Source organism: Cupriavidus campinensis (assembly GCF_905397395.1).
Taxonomy (GTDB): Bacteria; Pseudomonadota; Gammaproteobacteria; order Burkholderiales; family Burkholderiaceae; genus Cupriavidus; species Cupriavidus campinensis.
Genome location: NZ_CAJPVH010000035.1, coordinates 22,679 through 41,869 on the forward strand (window position 1 = coordinate 22,679; position 19,191 = coordinate 41,869).

Here is a 19,191-nt window from a genome sequence, read left to right on the forward strand (position 1 = left end):
CAACGTGGGGCTCAGGCGGCTGCCTGGAAGCCCGGCTGGCTGGCGAAGCGGCCCAGGTGGTGGTCCACATCGCCAAACGTGGTGTTGATCAGCGTCAGCCGCTTGAACATGTGCGCGGCCGGCAGTTCGTCCGTCACGCCCATGCCGCCGTGGATCTGCACCGCCTCCTGGCCAACCGTGCGGGCGGCCTGCCCCACGCGCGCCTTGGCGGCGGACACGTAGCGGCGGCGCTCCTCGGGGTTCGACTCCTCGAAGCGGGCCGCAGCCAGCAGCGTGATCGAACGAGCCTGCTCGGCATGGATGAACATCTCGACCATGCGGTGCTGGAGCGCCTGGAAGCGGGCGATGGGCATGCCAAACTGCTGGCGCGTCTTGGCGTACTCGAGCGTGGCGGCGTTCAGCGTGTCGATCACGCCCACGGCTTCGGCGCACAGCAGCACCGCGCCGTAGTCGGCCGTGGCTTCGAGCACGTCCCAGCCCTGCCCCTCGGCGCCCAGCAGCGTGGCCGGGGCGTCCTGGAAGGTCACGTCAGCAGCGCGCAGATTGTCGATGGTGCGGTAGTCGGTCACGCTCACGCCGGCGCCGTTCGTATCGACCAGGAACAGCGAGATGCCAATCGTGTCGGCATCGGCGCCGCTGGTGCGGGCGGACACCACGAGCTTATCGGCCTGTGCACCGTGGATCACCACCACCTTGCGGCCGTTCAGCTTGCCACCCTTGGCCGTCACGCGCACATCATTCAGCGCGTAGCGCGACTGCGGCTCGTTGAACGCCGTGGCCAGCTTGACCTCACCGCCAGCTACCTGCTCGAGCAGGGCGTCCTGGCCGCCGGCCAGCTTCAGCGCATGCGCGGCGACCACGGTGGCGAAGTACGGCTCCACCACCAGGCCACGGCCCAGTTCCTGCTGCACCACCATCATGTCGACGGCCGTGCCCGAGAAGCCGCCCTGCGCTTCCGGCACCGGCAGCGCGGTCAGGCCCAGTTCGACCAGCGCGCCCCAGGTGCCCTCGCCGTAACCAGCCTCGGCCTTGATGTTTTTCTTGCGCGACTCGAAGTCGTAGCTCTTGTCGATGAAGCGGCGGACGGCGTCGGCCAGTTGCTTCTGTTCGTCGCTGAGATTGAAGTTCATGTTGCGTGTCTCCTCACAGCCCCAGAATCATCTGGCTGATGATGTTCTTCTGAATTTCGTTGGACCCGCCGTAGATGGAGGTCTTGCGATAGTTGAAGTAGTACGCGGCCAGCGGCGCGGCGTCGTCGAAACCGGTCACCGCGTGCGGCTGCTCGCACTCGAGGTAGGCCGTATCGAACGGCTGTGCGTACGGGCCGACGGCTTCCACCATCAGTTCGGTCAGCATCTGCTGGATCTCGGTGCCCTTGATCTTGAGCATCGATGCCTCAGGGCCGGGACCCTTCCCTGCCGCCTCGCTGGACACCACGCGCAGCACGGTCAACTCCAGCGCCATCAGTTCGATCTCGAGCGCAGCCACCTTGGCGCCGAATACCGGATCTTCCAGCAGCGGCTTGCCGTTCTTCTGCTGCTGGCGCGCCACGCGCTTCAGGAAGCCCAGTTCGCGCTTGGAGTTGCCCACGCGGGCAATGCCGGTGCGCTCATGGCCGAGCAGGTACTTGGCGTAGGTCCAGCCACGGTTTTCCTCGCCCACGCGGTTCTCGACGGGCACCTTCACGTTGTCGAAGAAGACCTCGTTCACTTCGTGCTCTTCGTCGAGCATGATGATCGGGCGCACGGTAATGCCGGGCGTCTTCATGTCGATCAGCAGGAACGAGATGCCTTCCTGCTTCTTGGCCTCGGGGTCCGTGCGGACCAGGCAGAAAATCATGTCGGCGTGCTGGCCGAGCGTGGTCCAGGTCTTCTGGCCGTTGACGATGTAGTGCTTGCCGTCCGACGTCAGTTCGGCGCGCGTCTTCAGCGAGGCGAGGTCCGAACCCGAACCTGGCTCGGAGTAGCCCTGGCACCACCAGTCCGTGCAATCGAGGATACGCGGCAGGTAGTAGGACTTCTGCTCGGCATTGCCGTACTTCATGATCACGGGCGCGACCATCGCCACGCCGAACGGCAGCACGCCGGGCGCGCCGACGCGGGCATTTTCCTCGTCCCAGATATGGCGCTGCGTGGCGTTCCAGCCCGTGCCGCCGAACTCCACCGGCCAGTGCGGGGCCGACCAGCCCTTGCCGGCCAGCAGCTTGTGCCACGTCTTGAAGTCATCGCGGTTGGGGCGGCGATGATTGAGAACCTTCTCGCGGATTTGCGCCGGCAGGTTGGCTTCGAGCCAGCTACGCACTTCCTGCCGGAAGGCGTTGTCGGCCGCCGAGTAGTTGAGATCCATGCCCGTCTCCAGTGGTGCCGGCTCCCTAGTTGAGCGCGCGGCGAGTTGTTTTACCTGCGCATCGCTGCGCGGGAAAACCGGGCACAGGATGCTTGTTCAGTGGGCCGTCTGCTTCAGTGCGTCCGGCACGATGAGCGGAAAGGTCTCGATGCCCTCCTCGGCCAGCGCCTGCACATCCTCCGCCGAGGCCGAACCGCGAATACCGCGTTCCGGTGCCTCTTCGTAGTGCATGCGCCGCGCCTCCTCGGCAAAGCGATCGCCCACGTCCTCGGTCTGTGCCAGCACCTGCCGTACCGCCGACAGGTAGCGTGCCTGCAGCGCCTGCAACGCCTGCTGGACTTCGGCGTTCACCGCGCCCGGCGCATTGGCCGGCTTGGGTGTCTCCTGCCTGGCGGTGGCGCCCGAGAGATTCAGGCGCGGCGCGCTCGGCAGGCGACTGACCGCGTGGTCGCCACAGACCGGGCATTGGACGAGGTCGCGCGAGAACTGCGATTGCGCATCTTCCTCCGAGGCGAACCAGCCCTCGAAACGATGGTCTTGCGCACAGCGCAGGTCGAGCACCTTCATGATCTTTCCAGCCCGTCGGGCAAATATTAGCCGTGAATCGAAATTTTGTGAACGGTCGTGCTAATTTTTTCTGTGACCGTTTCGCCTAGCAGGATGCGTGGGAAACACAAACTGCCAAGGCGGGCCCGCGAGACTGGGAAAACCAAGGGAAAACCCCGGGATGTCCGCCTCGCGGCCGCCGCAAGCTTAACAGTAATGTGCGAATTCAGCCGACGCCACTGAGCGGGAACGGTGGCTCGGCTTGCTCGCCCGGCTGCCACGCGCCCGAGAGGATTTTTTCAAGCCAGAACGCGCCGATGATCGTCTTGACGTCGGTGATCCGGCCCTGCCGGACCCAGTCGATGACCTGGCCCGCCGGCGTGATGAACGTCTCGAGGAATTCGCCGTCATCGAGCTTCGATTCGCCGGCCGTGAGGTCGCGTGCCAGGAACAGGTCGATGAATTCGGTGGAGTAGGAGATGACCGGGTGGATCCGGGTCAGATAGTCCCAGCGCTGGGCGGTATAGCCGGTCTCCTCGAGCAGCTCGCGCTGGCCGCAACGCAGCGCGCCCTCCTCCGGATCGAGCTTGCCGGCCGGAAACTCGAGCATGACCTCGCCCACCGGATAGCGGAACTGGCGTTCCATCAACACGGTGCCGTCATCGAACAGCGGGATCATCATGACCGCACCCGGATGCAGCACGTACTCCCGCCCGGCCTGCTTGCCATCTGGCAGCCTGACGATGTCTTGCTTGAGGGTGAGAAATTTACCGCGATGGAGGGTGGCGGACGCCACGCAGGTTTCGCTGAGATGCTCGTCGGCACCGCTTGCGGGCGCCGGGGGGGCCTTGTGGGTCTTGTCCGTCATGAACGCTCCGGTGAGGAAAGCACGGCCGGGGCGCAGGCAAGCCGTCAGGCCGTGCGATGTTTGACCAGGTATTGCCAGGTGAAGCCGGGGAAGGCAAACACCAGCATCATGCAAGCCGTGATGGCGTAGAACTGCCAGCCCTGCGGGAAGGTGTTGCCGAGGCCGGCCTCCACCGCGAAACCGGCGGCACCGGCCACCGCGTACCACACGATCAGTTCCGCCACCCGCACCCACAGCGGCTTGCGGGCATCCTTCCAGCGAAGGCCCACCGCCGCAAACAGGCGCTGGTTGACGAACGGCAGGTTGGCACACACCAGTGCCAGCAAGATGACAAACCAACCGCCCGCCGAGGAACTCATGATCCGGTGCCTATTCTATGGGTGACGATCAGGACGCCAGCGTGGCGCGGATTGCCTGGTAGCACAGGTTCATCAGCGCTGCCGGGAAGAGACCCAGCAGGATGATGGCCAGGCCATTCAGGCTCAGCACCGAGCGCAGGCCAACCGATGCTTCCAGTGGCTCTTCACCCACCGGCGCATCGAAGTACATCAGCTTGATCACGCGCAGGTAGTAGAACGCGCCGATCAGCGAGAACAGCACCGCGACGATCGCCAGCCAGCTCATGCCTGCCGCAACCACCGCCTCCAGCACGGCCAGCTTGGCGTAGAAGCCAACGGTCGGCGGAATGCCGCTCATCGAGAACATCATCACCAGCATCAGCAGCGCAAACCACGGATGACGGCGCGACATACCCTTCAGGTCATCGAGCGTCTCGGCCTCGAAGCCCTTGCGGGTGCGGACCAGGATCAGGCCGAACGTGCCAAGCGTGGTCAGCATGTACGTCACCGAGTAGAACATCGACGCGCTGTACGCATCAGCGGCGCCATCCGTCTTGTTCGCCACCACGCCGGACAGCAGGCCCAGCAGGATGAAACCCATGTGCGAGATGGTCGAGTACGCCAGCATCCGCTTCAGGTTGGTCTGCACGATGGCGGTCAGATTACCGATCGCCAGCGACAGCACCGACAGCACGACCAGCATCATCTGCCAGTCGTTGGCCAGCGGCAGCAGGCCCTCGACCAGCACGCGCATGAACAGCGCGAAGGCCGCGACCTTCGGGCCGGCCGCGATCAGCAGCGTCACGGCAGTCGGCGAACCCTGATAGATGTCCGGAATCCACATGTGGAACGGGGCGGCGCCGAGCTTGAACGACAGGCCGGCAACAATGAACACCACGCCGAAGGCCAGCATCGTCGTATTGATGCGACCCGATTCCACGGCACGGAACACCTCGCCCAGGTTCAGCGAACCGGTGGCACCGTACATCATCGACACGCCGTAGAGCAGGAAGCCAGAAGCCAGCGCGCCCAGCACGAAGTACTTCATCGCCGACTCCGACGTCACGCGCGACTCGCGGCGCAGGGCCACCAGCGCATAGGACGACAGCGACAGCAGTTCCAGACCCAGGTACAGGGTCAGGAAGTTGTTGCCTGTGATCATGACGATCTGGCCGCCCAGCGTGAACAGCGCGAGCATGTAGAACTCGCCCGCGAACATGTCGCGCTCGCCGAGGTAGCTGCGCGTATAGACCAGTGTCAGGAACATGCCGGCTGCGCAGAACGCCGACAGCACGTTGGCCATCGGGTCGATCACGACCATGTTGGCAAACGCGTAGTGCGTTTCGCCGGCGGCGGCGTTCATGCCGAACCAGACGGTGAGGACCAGCGTGGTCAGCAGCGACAGCGGGTACGCCACGCTCTTGCTGCCCTTGCCGCGGGCAAGGTCGATCCAGTTGATCGCCGCGACGGCAATCGCCAGGAAGATGATTGGCGCCACCGGAGCCAGGCTAGAAGACGGTTGCATGTTGATTTCTCTCCCCCGCTGTTACAGCTTGGACTGCGCCACGTGGGACAGCAGGTTCGCGACCGACGCGTGCATCACATCGGTAAAGGGTTTCGGGTACAGGCCCATGTACAGCGTCATGATGGCCAGCAGGCCCAGCATGAAGAACTCGCGCTTGTTCAGGTCGATCAGTTCGCGCACGTGCTGGTGCACGATGTCGCCAAAGATCACGCGCTTGACCATCCACAGCGAGTACGCCGCGCCAAGGATCAGGGCCGTGGCGGCCAGCAGGCCAATCCAGAAGTTGTACTTCACGGCACCCAGGATGACCATGAACTCGCCCACGAAGCCCGACGTGGCCGGCAGGCCGCAGTTGGCCATCGCGAAGAACACCGAGAGTGCTGCGAACTTCGGCATGGTATTCACCACGCCGCCGTAGTCGGCGATCTGGCGCGAGTGCACGCGGTCGTAGAGCACGCCGATGCACAGGAACATGGCGCCGGAGATGAAGCCGTGCGAGATCATCTGGATGATGCCCCCTTCCACGCCGATGTCGTTGAAGATGAAGAAGCCCAGCGTCACGAAACCCATGTGGGCAATCGACGAGTACGCCACCAGCTTCTTCATGTCAGCCTGCACCAGCGCCACGAGGCCGATGTAGATCACCGCGATCAGCGAGATGGTGATGATGAACGGGGCGAGCGTGTGGCTGGCATCCGGGGCGATCGGCAGCGAGAACCGCAGGAAGCCGTAGGCACCGAGCTTCAGCATGATCGCGGCCAGCACCACGGAACCGCCGGTCGGTGCTTCCACGTGGGCGTCCGGCAGCCAGGTGTGGACCGGCCACATCGGCACCTTGACCGCGAAGGCCATGAAGAACGCCAGGAACAGCGCGATCTGCTCGTTCATCGACAGCTTGGCCTGGTGCCAGGACAGGATGTCGAAGGTACCGGTCTTGCTGTAAAGGTACAGCAGCGCAACCAGCGTCAGCAGCGAGCCGAGCAGTGTATAGAGGAAGAACTTGAAGGCCGCGTAGACGCGGTTCGGGCCGCCCCAGACGCCGATGATGATGTACATCGGAATCAGCGTGGCTTCGAAGAACACGTAGAACAGCATGCCGTCGAGCGCGCAGAACACGCCGACCATCAGGCCGGACAGGATCAGGAACGCGGCCATGTACTCGGCCACACGCTCGGTGATCACTTCCCAGGCCGAGATCACGACGATCACGGTGATGAACGAGGTCAGCACCACGAACCACATCGAGATCCCGTCCACGCCGAGGTGGTAGTTGATCTTGAAGCGCTCGATCCAGCTCGCGTTCTCGACGAACTGCATGGCCGCCGAGGCGGTATCGAAGTGAAATACGAGCGGCAGCGTGACGACGAAGCTGGCCAGCGCGCCGAACAGCGACATCCAGCGCACGTAGCACTTGCTGCGATCAGAGCCCGAGGCGAGGACCAGCAAGCCGAAGAAGATAGGCAGCCAGATTGCGAAAGACAGAACCATTTCTTTGTTTTCCTTACTTGGTGCCTATCACTTGGTGCCTATCACGCCAGTGATCGTCAGCGTCAGGAGCACCAGCATGCCGAGGATCATCGCGAACGCGTAATGGTAGATGTAGCCGGACTGCAGGTAGCGGCTGGCAGCGGCAAACGATGCCACCACGCGGGCCGAACCGTTGACGAACAGACCGTCGATCAGGCCCTGGTCGCCGCCCTTCCACAGGCCGGTGCCCAGCAGGCGCGCACCGCGTGCGAACACTGCCTGGTTGAACGCGTCCATGTAGTACTTGTTGTCGAGCAGCTTGTAGAGGCCCGAGAAGCGTTGCTGGATCGCGGCCGGGATGTCCGGGCGCTTCATGTAGAAGAACCACGACAGCACCACACCGGCAATGGCCAGCCACAGCACCGGGGTCGTCAGCGAATGGATCGCCATCGGCACCCAGCCGTGGAATGCTTCACGCAGTTCTTCCATTGCATGGTGGTTCTCGCCCACGAAGATCACGTCCTTGAACGCAACGCCGTGCTTGAAGAACTCGCCGAACAGCATCGGCTCGATGGCGATGGCGCCGATGATCACCGACGGAATCGCCAGCAGCACCAGCGGCAGCGTCACCACCCACGGCGATTCGTGCGGCTTCTCGCCCGGGGCCAGGCCATGGTGATGGTCGTCGCCGTGCGATTCATCTTCTTCCTCGTGGTGGTCGTGGTGGGCGTGCGGCTTGCCGAAACGCTCTTCACCGTGGAACACCAGGAAGTACATGCGGAACGAGTAGAACGCGGTCACGAACACACCGGCCAGCACGGCGAAGTACGCAAAGCCCGAACCGGCGATATGCGACTCGGCCACGGCCTCGATGATCGAGTCCTTGGAATAGAAGCCCGCGAAGAACGGCGTGCCGATCAGGGCCAGCGAGCCCACCAGCGACGTGATCCAGGTGATCGGCATGTACTTGCGCAGGCCGCCCATGTTGCGGATGTCCTGGTCGTGGTGCATGCCGATGATGACCGAACCGGCTCCAAGGAACAGCAGTGCCTTGAAGAACGCGTGCGTCATCAGGTGGAACACCGCCACCGAGTAGGCCGAAGCACCCAGCGCCACGGTCATGTAGCCCAGCTGCGACAGCGTGGAGTACGCCACCACACGCTTGATGTCGTTCTGGATGATGCCCAGGAAGCCCATGAACAGCGCGGTGATCGCGCCGATCACCAGCACGAAGGACAGCGCGGTGTCCGACAGTTCGAACAGCGGCGACATGCGTGCCACCATGAAGATACCGGCGGTCACCATGGTTGCCGCGTGGATCAGTGCCGAGATCGGGGTCGGGCCTTCCATCGAATCAGGCAGCCACACGTGCAGCGGGAACTGTGCCGACTTGCCCATCGCGCCGATGAACAGGCAGATGCAGGCCACGGTCAACATCATCCAGTCGGTGCCCGGGAAGGTCACGGCGGCCAGTGCCTCGCGCTTGGCGAACACGGCGCTGTAGTCCATGCTGCCGCTGTAGGCCAGCAGCAGGCCGATACCGAGGATGAAGCCGAAGTCACCCACGCGGTTGACCAGGAACGCCTTCATATTGGCGAAGATCGCCGTCGGACGCGTGTACCAGAAACCGATCAGCAGGTACGAGACGAGGCCCACCGCTTCCCAGCCGAAGAACAGCTGCAGGAAGTTATTGCTCATCACCAGCATCAGCATCGAGAAGGTGAACAGCGAGATGTAGGCAAAGAAGCGGTTGTAGCCGGCGTCGCCCTGCATGTAGCCCACGGTGTAGATGTGCACCATCAGCGACACGAAGGTCACGACCACCATCATCATCGCGGTCAGCGAATCCACCAGGAAGCCGACTTCCATCTTCAGGCTGCCGATGGCCATCCATTCGTACACGGTGCCGTTGTAGCCGGCGCCGTCCATCACGTCGCGCAGCACCAGCAGCGAGAGGACGAAGGCGATGGCGACACCGAGGATCGTGGCGGTGTGGGCCACGATGCGGCCGCCGCGCGTATCCGAGGAGAACGTGCCGAAGAACTTGGTGCCGAACAGGCCGGCTATCGCGGCGCCGGCGAGCGGCGCCAGCGGAATCGCCAGCAGCAGGTTGGGGTTGAGCGTGGTTGCCATAGGACGCTTATTGGTGTGCGGTCGGGGAGCAGTCTTGGGTCATGGAGGTCATGGATCAGCCCTTGAGCGTATCCATGTCATCCACGTTGATCGTGTCCAGGTTACGGAACAGCACGACCAGGATTGCCAGACCGATTGCCGACTCGGCAGCGGCCACCGTGAGGATGAAGAAAACGAAAACCTGTCCGGCCAGGTCGCCCATATAGTGCGAGAAGGCGACGAAGTTCATATTGACCGCAAGCAGCATCAGCTCGAGCGCCATCAGCAGCACGATCACGTTCTTGCGGTTCAGGAAAATGCCAACGATGCTGATTGCGAAGAGGATCGCACCGAGCACGAGGAAGTGGGCGAGAGAGAGCACAGCGTTATTCTCCGGGCTTAGTTCTTATTGGCGGCTGCGTTCGCATCCGCTCCGGCCCGGCCCTCGGCCGGCATGTTCACCAGGCGCACGCGGTCATCGCGGCGGGTACGCAGCTGGTTCGACACATCCTGTGCCTTGACGTCCTTGCGGCGGCGCAGCGTCAGTGCCACGGCGGCGACGATGGCCACGAGCAGGATGATGCCGGCCACTTCGAACGCGAAGATGTAGTCCGTGTAGATCAGCTTGCCGAGCGCGCCGGTGTTCGAGTAGTTGGGGTCCTGCGAGCCGGGCGGCAGCACAGCGGCCGTGGTGCCGATGAAGTTGCGCACCAGCACGATCGCCATTTCGGCGATGATCAGCGCGCCCACCACCGAAGCCAGCGGCACGTAGGTCCAGAAGTCGCGGCGCAGGTGCTCGATATCGATATCGATCATCATCACCACGAACAGGAACAGCACCATCACGGCGCCCACGTAGACGAGCACGAGCAGGATGGCGAGGAACTCCGCCTTCAGGATCATCCAGATCGCCGCGGCGGTGAAGAACGCCAGGACGAGGAACAGTGCGGAATGCACCGGGTTCTTTGCCGTGATGACTTTCAGTGCGGAGAGCACCAGCACCAGCGCAAAGACGTAGAAGATGGCGGTCGTGAGTTCCATGGTCCCTATCGGATCCTCTTTGGGCCACGCGGCACGAACCACCCCCGGGGTGGTCCGCGCCATGCGCGGCATCCTTCTGGTGGCCCCTGTTCAGGGCCGATTCAAATTCAAATTCACTTCAGGTCCAGGCGCTGTTTCCGGCACCCGCCCTGTTCAGCGATGCTGGCCTGCTTAGCGGTACTTGGCGTCCGCAGCCTTGTTCGCCGCGATCTGCGGTTCGTAGCGGTCGCCCACGGCCAGCAGCATGTCCTTGGTGAAGTACAGGTCGCCGCGCTTCTCGCCGTGATACTCGAGAATATGCGTCTCGACGATTGCATCGACCGGGCAGGCTTCCTCGCAGAAACCACAGAAAATGCACTTGGTCAGGTCGATGTCGTAGCGCGTGGTGCGGCGCGTGCCGTCCGTACGCTGGTCCGACTCGATCGAGATGGCCACGGCCGGGCACACGGCTTCACACAGCTTGCAGGCGATGCAGCGCTCTTCCCCGTTCGGGTAGCGGCGCAGCGCGTGCAGGCCGCGGAAGCGCGGCGACATCGGCGTTTTCTCTTCCGGGAACTGGACGGTGATCTTGCGCGCGAAGAGATAGCGGCCGGTCAGCGCCATGCCCTTGAAGAGTTCCTTCAGGAGCAGGCTGTTGAAGAAGTCCTTGATGGCGAGCAGCATGACGATTGCTTCCTATTTATTTCCGCGCGGCGCGCCCTGCCACTTGCAGCGGCGCGCCGTCGCCGGGCACATCAGTGCCAGATGTTCCACGGCGACTTGATCCAGATCGCCACGATGATCAGCCAGCCCACGGTCAGCGGAATGAAGATCTTCCAACCCAGGCGCATGATCTGGTCATAGCGGTAGCGCGGGAACGATGCACGGATCCAGATAAATACCGACAGCAGCAGGAAAACCTTGATCAGCAGCCAGAAGAAGCCCGGGATCATGTTGGTCAGCGCGCTCGAGAACGGGGGCGCCCAGCCACCGAGGAACATCAGCGCGGTCATCGTCGAGATGACTATCATGTTGATGTATTCGGCCAGGAAGAACAGCGCGAAGCCCATGCCCGAGTATTCGATCATGTGACCCGCCACGATTTCCGACTCGCCTTCCACCACGTCGAACGGGTGACGGTTCGTTTCCGCCACGCCCGAGATGAAGTAGACGCCGAACATCGGCAGCAGCGGCAGCCAGTTCCACGAGAGTACGTTGATGCCCATGTTGGCGAAGTAGCCGGTGTTCTGGCCGTTCACAATGGCCGACAGGTTCAGGCTGCCCGACACCATCAGCACCGTCACGAGCGCGAAGCCCATGGCGATTTCATACGACACCATCTGCGCAGCGGCGCGCATCCCGCCGATGAACGCATACTTCGAGTTCGAGGCCCAGCCGGCCAGGATCACGCCGTAGACGCCCACCGAGCTGATCGCCATCACATAGAGCAGGCCGGCGTTCACGTCCGCCATCACCACCTCGGCCTGGAACGGAATCACCGCCCAGATTGCCACGGCCGGCATCAGCACCATCAGCGGGGCCACCAGGTACATGCCCCGGCTGACCTGCGACGGCATCATGACTTCCTTGAGCAGCAGCTTCAGCACGTCGGCAATCGGCTGCAGCAGGCCGAGCGGGCCCACGCGGTTCGGGCCGATCCGCACGTGCATCCAGCCAATCAGCTTGCGCTCCCAGAGAATCAGGTAGGCCACGCACAGCAGCAGCGGCACCACAATGACCACCGCGCGGATGAGAATCCACAGCGGCGTCCACGCGCCACCGAACACAGCCTGGCCTTGCGAGGTAATCCAATCGATCATGTTGCGTTCTCGCTCTTCTTATGCGGTGGCCGCCGGCGTTGCCTTGGCCTGCTGGCCCGGCAGCTCGATGGCTTTCTCGACGGTGACGTTGCCGTACAGCGCACCCAGCGTCGCGGCGGCCACGGTAGCGGCCGGCACGCGCACGGTGTTGGCCGGCAGCGTGATTTCCAGCGCGGCCGGCAGCACCACGCTACCCTCGCCCTGCGTCACGCGCACCGGGTCGCCCACCTGCACGCCCAGCTTGTCGAACAGGTCGGACGACAGCGCCACCTGCATCGCACGGCGCGCGGCCGCGGTCAGCTGCAGCGAGTCGGCACGGCGCACGATCGGGTCGGCATGGTAGATCGGCACATCGGCAATGCGCTCGATACCGTTGGCGGCAGCAGCCGTCACGCGGATCGGGGCATCGGTGGTGTTGTTCAGTTGCGGTGCCACCGGCTTGGCCAGCACTTCCTCGCGTACGGCTTCGGCCGTGTCGAAGTCGAAGCCCGGCACATCCAGCAGGTTGCCCAGCACGCGCAGCACCTTCCAGGCGGGACGCGATTCGCCCAGCGCGCGCACCACGCCGTTAAAGCTCTGCGGCACGCCTTCGGCATTGACGAAGGTACCGGCGGTTTCCGTGAACGGCGTCACCGGCAGGATCACGTCGGCGTACTGCATGGCCGCTTCCGAGCGGAACGGCGACAGCACCACGACCGTACCGGCCTGGTTCAGCGCGGCCAGCGCCTTGCGGGCGTCGGCGGTATCGAACTCGGGTTCGGCGTTCAGCACGATGTAGGCCTTGCGCGGCGCGTCGAGCATCGCCTGCGCATTGGCGCCGCCTTGCTGCGGCAGCGCGCCGGCGATGTAGCCGCCGACCGTATTGGCCGCTTCGGTCAGGAAGCCCAGCGTCGCGCCCGTTTCCGTGGCGATCCACTGTGCCAGCGCGTGCAGCGCCGAGAATTGCGGATGGCGCACAGCCTCGTTGCCGAGGAACACCGCACGGCGTTCGCCGGACAGCAGCGCTTCGGCCACCTTGGCCGCGGCGTCGCCGCCATCGAAACCCTCGGTACCGGCGGGAGCCGCCACACCCTTGGCAGACGCCACGGCGCGGGCCACACCGGCCAGCGCGGCGGTCCAGGCGGACGGGGCCACGTCGATGCGCGTCGCCGGCATCAGCAGGTCTTCACCGCCAGCACCCAGCACCGTCACGCGGGCGCCCTTCTTGCCGGCCTGACGCAGACGCGAGGCCAGCAGCGGGTGATCCTTGCGCAGCGACGAACCAATCACGAGCACGCGTTGCAGCGTGGTCACATCGGCCACCGGCATGCCGAGCCACGGCGCGCCCTTCAGGGCCGCCGAGAAATCGGTCTGGCGCAGGCGGAAGTCGATGTTGTCGCTGCCGAGGCCACGCACCAGCTTGCCGAGCAGGTACAGCTCTTCGAGCGTGCTGTGCGGACTGGCCAGCGCGGCGATCTGGTCGGCGCCATGGTCGCGCTTGATGCTCGCGAGGCCGTTGGCGACGTATTCCAGCGCGGTCTGCCAGTCGGTTTCCATCCATTCGCCGCCCTGCTTCAGCAGCGGACGCACCAGGCGGTCCGGGCTGTTCAGGCCTTCATAGGCGAAGCGGTCCTTGTCCGACAGCCAGCACTCGTTGATCTCTTCGTTTTCCAGCGGCAGCACGCGCATGACGCGCTGGTTCTTGGTCTGGATAACCAGGTTCGCGCCCAGGCCGTCGTGCGGCGACACCGACTTGCGACGCGCCAGTTCCCACGTACGGGCCGAGTAGCGGAACGGCTTGCTCGTCAGCGCGCCAACCGGGCACAGGTCGATCATGTTGCCGGACAGTTCCGAATCCACGGTCTGGCCAACGAAGGTCGTGATTTCCGAGTGCTCGCCACGGTTCAACATGCCCAGTTCCATCACGCCGGCCACTTCCTGGCCGAAGCGCACGCAACGGGTGCAGTGGATGCAGCGGGTCATCTCCTCCATGGAGATCAGCGGGCCCACGTTCTTGTGGAACACCACGCGCTTCTCTTCCTTGTAGCGCGACTCCGACGCACCGTAGCCCACCGCCAGATCCTGGAGCTGGCATTCGCCGCCCTGATCGCAGATCGGGCAGTCGAGCGGGTGGTTGATCAGCAGGAATTCCATCACGGACTTCTGGGCCTTGACGGCCTTTTCCGAGTTCGTGAAGACCTTCATGCCAGGCGTCACCGGCGTGGCGCAGGCGGGCAGCGCCTTGGGCGCCTTCTCCACCTCCACCAGGCACATGCGGCAGTTCGCCGCGATGGAGAGTTTGCGGTGGTAGCAGAAATGCGGGATGTAGGTGCCCAGCTTGCGGGCGGCTTCCATCACGAGGCTGCCTTCCGCAACCTCTACCTTCTTGCCGTCGATCTCGAGTTCAACCATGTTCTGCCACGCTTAAGAATGGGCCGGGACCATGCACTGCTTGTGTTCGACGTGATACTCGAACTCTTTCCAGTAGTGCTTGAGCATGCCGCGTACCGGCATCGCCGCAGCATCGCCGAGCGCGCAGATCGTGCGCCCCATGATGTTTTCCGCGACGTTGTTGAGCAGGTCCAGGTCTTCCTGGCGCCCTTCTCCGTGTTCAATGCGATTGACCATGCGATAGAGCCAGCCGGTGCCTTCGCGGCACGGCGTGCACTGGCCGCACGATTCTTCAAAATAGAAATACGACAGACGCAGCAGCGAGCGCACCATGCAGCGGGTCTCGTCCATGACGATCACGGCGCCCGAGCCCAGCATCGAGCCGGCCTTGGCGATCGAGTCGTAGTCCATGTCCGACGCCATCATCAGGTCGCCCGGCACCACCGGGGCAGACGAGCCACCCGGAATCACCGCCTTGATGCGCTTGCCGCCGCGCATGCCGCCGGCCAGCTCGAGCAGCGTCGAGAACGGCGTGCCCAGGGGGATCTCGTAGTTGCCCGGACGCTCGATGTCGCCCGAGATCGAGAAGATCTTGGTGCCGCCGTTGTTCGGCTTGCCCAGCTTGAGATAGTTTTCCGGGCCCACTTCCAGCAGGAAGGGCACCGCGGCAAACGTCTCGGTGTTGTTGATCGTGGTCGGCTTGCCGTACAGGCCGAAGCTCGCAGGGAAAGGCGGCTTGAAGCGCGGCTGGCCCTTCTTGCCTTCGAGCGACTCCAGCAGCGCCGTTTCCTCGCCGCAGATGTACGCGCCGTAGCCATGGTGCGCATGGAGCTGGAAGTTGAAGTCCGAGCCCATGATCTTGTCGCCGAGGAACCCGGCCGCACGCGCTTCCTCGAGGGCTTCCTCGAAGATCTTGTACTCGTTCCAGATCTCGCCGTGGATGTAGTTGTAGCCCACGGTGATGCCCATCGCATACGCGCCGATGGCCATGCCCTCGATCAGCGAATGCGGGTTGTAGCGGATGATGTCGCGGTCCTTGAACGTGCCCGGCTCGCCCTCGTCCGTATTGCAGACCAGGTACTTCTGGCCCGGGAACGTACGCGGCATGAAGCTCCACTTCAGGCCCGTGGGGAAGCCAGCGCCGCCACGGCCGCGCAGGCCGGACGCCTTGACGTCGGCAATCACCTGCTCGGGCGGAATCTTCTCGGTCAGAATCCGGCGCAGCTGCTTGTAGCCGCCGCGCTTGACGTAGTCTTCGAGGTGCCAGTTCTTGCCGTCGAGGCCAGCCAGGATCAGCGGCTTGATGTGACGGTCGTGCAGAGAGGTCATGTTACTTGGCTCCCTTGGCGGCTTCGGTCTTCAGCTCGTCGACCAGCGCGTCGAGCTTGTCGTTGCTCATGAAGCTGCACATACGGGTGTTGTTCACGATCATCACCGGTGCATCGCCGCAGGCGCCCATGCACTCACCCTCTTTCAGGGTGAAGCAGCCGTCGGCGGTGGTCTCGTTGTAGTCGATGCCGAGCTTGCGCTTCAGGTAGTCGCCCGCGCGGTCGCCGCCGGACAGTGCGCACGGCAGGTTGGTGCAGACGGTGAGCTTGTACTTGCCCACCGGCTTGGTGTCATACATGTTGTAGAACGTGGCCACCTCTTCCACCCACACGGGCGGCATGTCGAGGTAGCTGGCGACGAACTGCATGACTTCGGGGGAAACCCAGCCCACCTCGCCCTGTGCCACGGCGAGTGCCGCCATCACGGCCGACTGTTTCTGGTCGGCCGGATACTTCGCGATCGCGCGATCGATTTCCTTGAGAGCTTCTGCTGATAGCATGGTCATTGCAGTAATACGGCGAAAGCCGGCTCGCGGCCTCCGCTGGTTTGCAGCCGTCGCTGCCATGTTCCGCCGGCCAGGTCGCTCTGCGCCCCGCCGGTCCGTCGCAGGCATCGCCTGCCGCCCCCGACACTCGCGGGGCCGGCCGCATGAACCCGAATCGTCGTCCGGGTGACGGCCTTTACGCCTGGGTGGAGACTCCCCGTCTCCGGATTCTCGATCGACTTAGCGGTCGATCTCGCCGAACACGATGTCCTGCGTCCCGATGATCGTCACGGCATCGGCGATCATGTGTCCCTTGGCCATTTCGTCCAGCGCGGCCAGGTGGGCAAAGCCAGGTGCACGGATCTTCAGGCGGTACGGCTTGTTCGCGCCGTCCGAGATCGCGTAGATGCCGAACTCGCCCTTCGGGTGCTCCACCGCCGCGTAAGCCTCTCCAGCCGGCACGTGAATGCCTTCGGTGAACAGCTTGAAGTGGTGGATCAGCTCTTCCATGTTGGACTTCATGTCCACGCGCGAGGGCGGTGCCACCTTGTGGTTCTCGGTGATCACCGGGCCCGGGTTGCGGCGCAGCCAGTCCACGCACTGCTTGATGATCCGGTTCGACTGGCGCATCTCTTCCACGCGCACCAGGTAGCGCGCGTAGCAGTCGCCGCCGTTGCCGACGGGGATGTCGAAGTCGAGCTGGTCGTACACCTCGTAGGGCTGCTTCTTGCGCAGGTCCCACTCGATGCCCGAGCCGCGCAGCATCGGGCCGGTAAAGCCCATCTGCAGTGCCCGCTCCGGGCTGACCACGCCGATGTCCACCAGACGCTGCTTCCAGATACGGTTATCGGTCAGCAGCGTCTCATATTCATCCACGTACGTCGGAAAACGGTTCGTGAAGTCTTCGATGAAGTCCAGCAGCGAGCCCGAACGGGCTTCGTTCATCACCTTGATGGCACGCTCGTTGTGGATCTTCGACGCCCGGTATTGCGGCATCGTGTCAGGCAGGTCGCGGTAGACGCCGCCCGGACGGTAGTAGGCCGCGTGCATGCGCGCGCCCGACACCGCCTCGTACATGTCGAACATGTCCTCGCGCTCACGGAACGCGTAGAGGAACACCGCCATCGCACCCACGTCGAGCGCGTGCGAGCCGATCCACATCAGGTGGTTCAGCAGGCGGGTGATTTCGTCGAACATCACGCGGATGTACTGCGCACGCACCGGCACCTCGAGGCCCAGCAGGCGCTCGATGGCCATCACGTAGGCGTGTTCGTTGACCATCATCGACACGTAGTCGAGACGGTCCATGTACGGCACGCTCTGGATCCAGGTCTTCTGTTCGGCCAGCTTCTCGGTGGCACGGTGCAGCAGGCCGATGTGGGGGTCGGCACGCTGGATGACTTCGCCGTCCAGCTCGAGCACCAGGCGCAGCACGCCGTGCGCTGCCGGGTGTTGCGGGCCGAAGTTCAGGGTGTAGTTCTTGATATCTGCCATGACGTCGATCTCAGTGCTGCACGCCGCCGTAGTTTTCCTCGCGAATCACGCGAGGCGTGACTTCGCGCGGCTCGATCGTCACCGGCTGGTAGATCACCCGTTTCTGTTCCGGGTCGTAGCGCATCTCCACGAAGCCGGAAACCGGGAAATCCTTGCGGAACGGGTGGCCGACGAAACCGTAGTCGGTCAGGATGCGGCGCAGGTCCGGGTGGCCTTCGAACACGATGCCGTAGAAATCGAAGGCTTCGCGCTCGAACCAGTTGGCCGAATTCCACACGTCGATCAGCGACGGCACCACGGGCAGGTCATCATCCGGCGCGAACACGCGCAGGCGCAGGCGCCAGTTGTGCGTGATCGAGATCAGGTGCGACACGGCCGCGAAGCGCAGGCCGTCCCAGGCGCCATCGGCGTAGTCGGAGTAGTCGACGCCGCAGATGTCCAGCAGTTGCTCGAAGCGCAGCGACGGCTCGTCGCGCAGCAGGCGGGCCACTTCGAGGTAGTCGTCGGCCTTGACGATCAGCGTCAGCTCGCCAACCGCTTCGACCAGGCTCTGCACGCGCTTGCCGAGAACCTTTTCGAGCGCAGTCTTGAGGGTGTCCAGGTTATTCGCCATGTCAGCCCTTGCGCGCGATGGTGTTGGTACGCTTGATCTTGTTCTGCAGCTGGATCACGCCGTAGATCAGCGCTTCCGCCGTCGGCGGGCAGCCCGGAACATAGATATCGACCGGCACGATGCGGTCGCAGCCACGCACCACCGAGTACGAGTAGTGGTAGTAGCCGCCGCCATTGGCGCACGAGCCCATCGAGATCACCCAGCGCGGCTCGGCCATCTGGTCATAGACCTTGCGGAGCGCGGGGGCCATCTTGTTGCACAGCGTGCCGGCCACGATCATCACGTCCGACTGACGCGGCGACGGGCGAAAAATCACGCCGAAGCGGTCCATGTCGTAGCGCGCGGCGCCGGCATGCATCATTTCCACGGCACAGCACGCCAGGCCGAACGTCATCGGCCAGAGCGAGCCCGTGCGGGTCCAGTTGATCAGCTTGTCAGCGGTAGTCGTGACGAAGCCTTCATTGAGAACGCCTTCGATTGCCATTTCACATCACTCCCAATCGAGCGCGCCCTTTTTCCAGATGTAGACGAAGCCCACGATGAATTCCAGCAGAAACACGCCCATGGCGATGAATCCCGGCCAGCCGATATCCTTGAGGGCGACACCCCACGGAAACAGGAAGGCAGTTTCGAGATCGAACAGGATAAAGAGGATGGCGATGAGGTAGTAGCGCACGTCGAACTTCATGCGCGCGTCCTCGAACGCTTCGAAGCCGCACTCGTAGGGCGACAGCTTCGCGGTATCAGGATTGTTGGGACCGAGTATCCGACCAATGGACATCAGTGCCACACCGAGCACGACGCCAAAGAGGATGAAGATGAGGACGGGGAAGTAGGCTTCGAGAGTCAAGATACGGCC

At 63.7% G+C, this 19,191-nt stretch carries 19 protein-coding genes; all 19 read right to left on the reverse strand.

The genetic code is table 11. From position 1 onward, the window contains the following. Positions 1 to 11 precede the first annotated feature (11 nt). The 19 genes from KHO18_RS18480 to KHO18_RS18570 all read right to left on the reverse strand — a co-directional run bounded on the left by KHO18_RS18480 (position 12) and on the right by KHO18_RS18570 (position 19,182). Positions 12 to 1,130, reverse strand: a complete 1,119-nt coding sequence (locus tag KHO18_RS18480; protein WP_144201531.1) for an acyl-CoA dehydrogenase family protein — start codon at positions 1,128 to 1,130, stop codon at positions 12 to 14. 13 nt (positions 1,131 to 1,143) lie between these two features. Beyond that, the gene (locus KHO18_RS18485; protein ID WP_144201533.1) at positions 1,144 to 2,346 is read right to left on the reverse strand and encodes an acyl-CoA dehydrogenase family protein; all 1,203 of its coding nucleotides are present in this window, start codon (positions 2,344 to 2,346) and stop codon (positions 1,144 to 1,146) included. A 96-nt stretch (positions 2,347 to 2,442) separates the two neighbouring features. Continuing rightward, complete coding sequence (locus KHO18_RS18490; protein ID WP_144201535.1) at positions 2,443 to 2,913, reverse strand: DUF1178 family protein; 471 nt, start codon at positions 2,911 to 2,913, stop codon at positions 2,443 to 2,445. A 205-nt stretch (positions 2,914 to 3,118) separates the two neighbouring features. After that, positions 3,119 to 3,760: an NUDIX domain-containing protein gene (locus tag KHO18_RS18495; protein WP_144201537.1), complete on the reverse strand. Its 642-nt coding sequence runs from the start codon at positions 3,758 to 3,760 to the stop codon at positions 3,119 to 3,121. 44 nt (positions 3,761 to 3,804) lie between these two features. Further along, on the reverse strand, positions 3,805 to 4,119 hold the full coding sequence (locus KHO18_RS18500) for a DUF2818 family protein (RefSeq protein ID WP_144201539.1): 315 nt from the start codon (positions 4,117 to 4,119) through the stop codon (positions 3,805 to 3,807). A gap of 28 nt (positions 4,120 to 4,147) precedes the next feature. After that, the gene (gene nuoN, locus KHO18_RS18505) at positions 4,148 to 5,623 is read right to left on the reverse strand and encodes an NADH-quinone oxidoreductase subunit NuoN (protein WP_211943675.1); all 1,476 of its coding nucleotides are present in this window, start codon (positions 5,621 to 5,623) and stop codon (positions 4,148 to 4,150) included. Positions 5,624 to 5,644: 21 nt separating this feature from the next. Beyond that, positions 5,645 to 7,111 (reverse strand): NADH-quinone oxidoreductase subunit M, encoded by a 1,467-nt coding sequence (locus KHO18_RS18510; RefSeq protein ID WP_149136410.1) that lies wholly within the window; start codon positions 7,109 to 7,111, stop codon positions 5,645 to 5,647. 27 nt (positions 7,112 to 7,138) lie between these two features. Then, entirely contained in the window at positions 7,139 to 9,223 is a 2,085-nt protein-coding gene (gene nuoL, locus KHO18_RS18515; RefSeq protein WP_144201545.1) for an NADH-quinone oxidoreductase subunit L, read from the reverse strand. A gap of 55 nt (positions 9,224 to 9,278) precedes the next feature. Then, positions 9,279 to 9,584, reverse strand: coding sequence for an NADH-quinone oxidoreductase subunit NuoK (gene nuoK, locus KHO18_RS18520; protein WP_029050842.1), 306 nt, complete (start codon positions 9,582 to 9,584; stop codon positions 9,279 to 9,281). Between the two features lie 17 nt (positions 9,585 to 9,601). Then, complete coding sequence (locus KHO18_RS18525) at positions 9,602 to 10,243, reverse strand: NADH-quinone oxidoreductase subunit J (RefSeq protein WP_144201547.1); 642 nt, start codon at positions 10,241 to 10,243, stop codon at positions 9,602 to 9,604. A 171-nt stretch (positions 10,244 to 10,414) separates the two neighbouring features. Continuing rightward, positions 10,415 to 10,903: an NADH-quinone oxidoreductase subunit NuoI gene (gene nuoI / locus KHO18_RS18530; protein WP_186296954.1), complete on the reverse strand. Its 489-nt coding sequence runs from the start codon at positions 10,901 to 10,903 to the stop codon at positions 10,415 to 10,417. A gap of 74 nt (positions 10,904 to 10,977) precedes the next feature. Next, positions 10,978 to 12,042, reverse strand: coding sequence for an NADH-quinone oxidoreductase subunit NuoH (nuoH, locus tag KHO18_RS18535; RefSeq protein WP_144201551.1), 1,065 nt, complete (start codon positions 12,040 to 12,042; stop codon positions 10,978 to 10,980). Between the two features lie 18 nt (positions 12,043 to 12,060). Beyond that, complete coding sequence (nuoG, locus tag KHO18_RS18540) at positions 12,061 to 14,433, reverse strand: NADH-quinone oxidoreductase subunit NuoG (RefSeq protein ID WP_149136412.1); 2,373 nt, start codon at positions 14,431 to 14,433, stop codon at positions 12,061 to 12,063. 12 nt (positions 14,434 to 14,445) lie between these two features. Continuing rightward, a complete protein-coding gene (nuoF, locus tag KHO18_RS18545) occupies positions 14,446 to 15,741 on the reverse strand; it encodes an NADH-quinone oxidoreductase subunit NuoF (RefSeq protein WP_144201555.1) in 1,296 nt (431 codons plus the stop codon). Between the two features lies 1 nt (position 15,742). Then, entirely contained in the window at positions 15,743 to 16,240 is a 498-nt protein-coding gene (nuoE, locus tag KHO18_RS18550; protein ID WP_144201713.1) for an NADH-quinone oxidoreductase subunit NuoE, read from the reverse strand. Between the two features lie 225 nt (positions 16,241 to 16,465). After that, positions 16,466 to 17,719, reverse strand: coding sequence for an NADH-quinone oxidoreductase subunit D (locus KHO18_RS18555; protein ID WP_144201557.1), 1,254 nt, complete (start codon positions 17,717 to 17,719; stop codon positions 16,466 to 16,468). Between the two features lie 10 nt (positions 17,720 to 17,729). Then, positions 17,730 to 18,332 (reverse strand): NADH-quinone oxidoreductase subunit C, encoded by a 603-nt coding sequence (locus KHO18_RS18560; RefSeq protein WP_144201559.1) that lies wholly within the window; start codon positions 18,330 to 18,332, stop codon positions 17,730 to 17,732. A gap of 1 nt (position 18,333) precedes the next feature. After that, positions 18,334 to 18,816 carry a NuoB/complex I 20 kDa subunit family protein gene (locus KHO18_RS18565; protein WP_008643342.1) on the reverse strand — a complete coding sequence of 161 codons (483 nt, stop codon included), beginning with the start codon at positions 18,814 to 18,816 and terminating at the stop codon, positions 18,334 to 18,336. A 6-nt stretch (positions 18,817 to 18,822) separates the two neighbouring features. Further along, positions 18,823 to 19,182 carry an NADH-quinone oxidoreductase subunit A gene (locus KHO18_RS18570; RefSeq protein WP_144201561.1) on the reverse strand — a complete coding sequence of 120 codons (360 nt, stop codon included), beginning with the start codon at positions 19,180 to 19,182 and terminating at the stop codon, positions 18,823 to 18,825. Between the last annotated feature and the right edge of the window lie 9 nt (positions 19,183 to 19,191).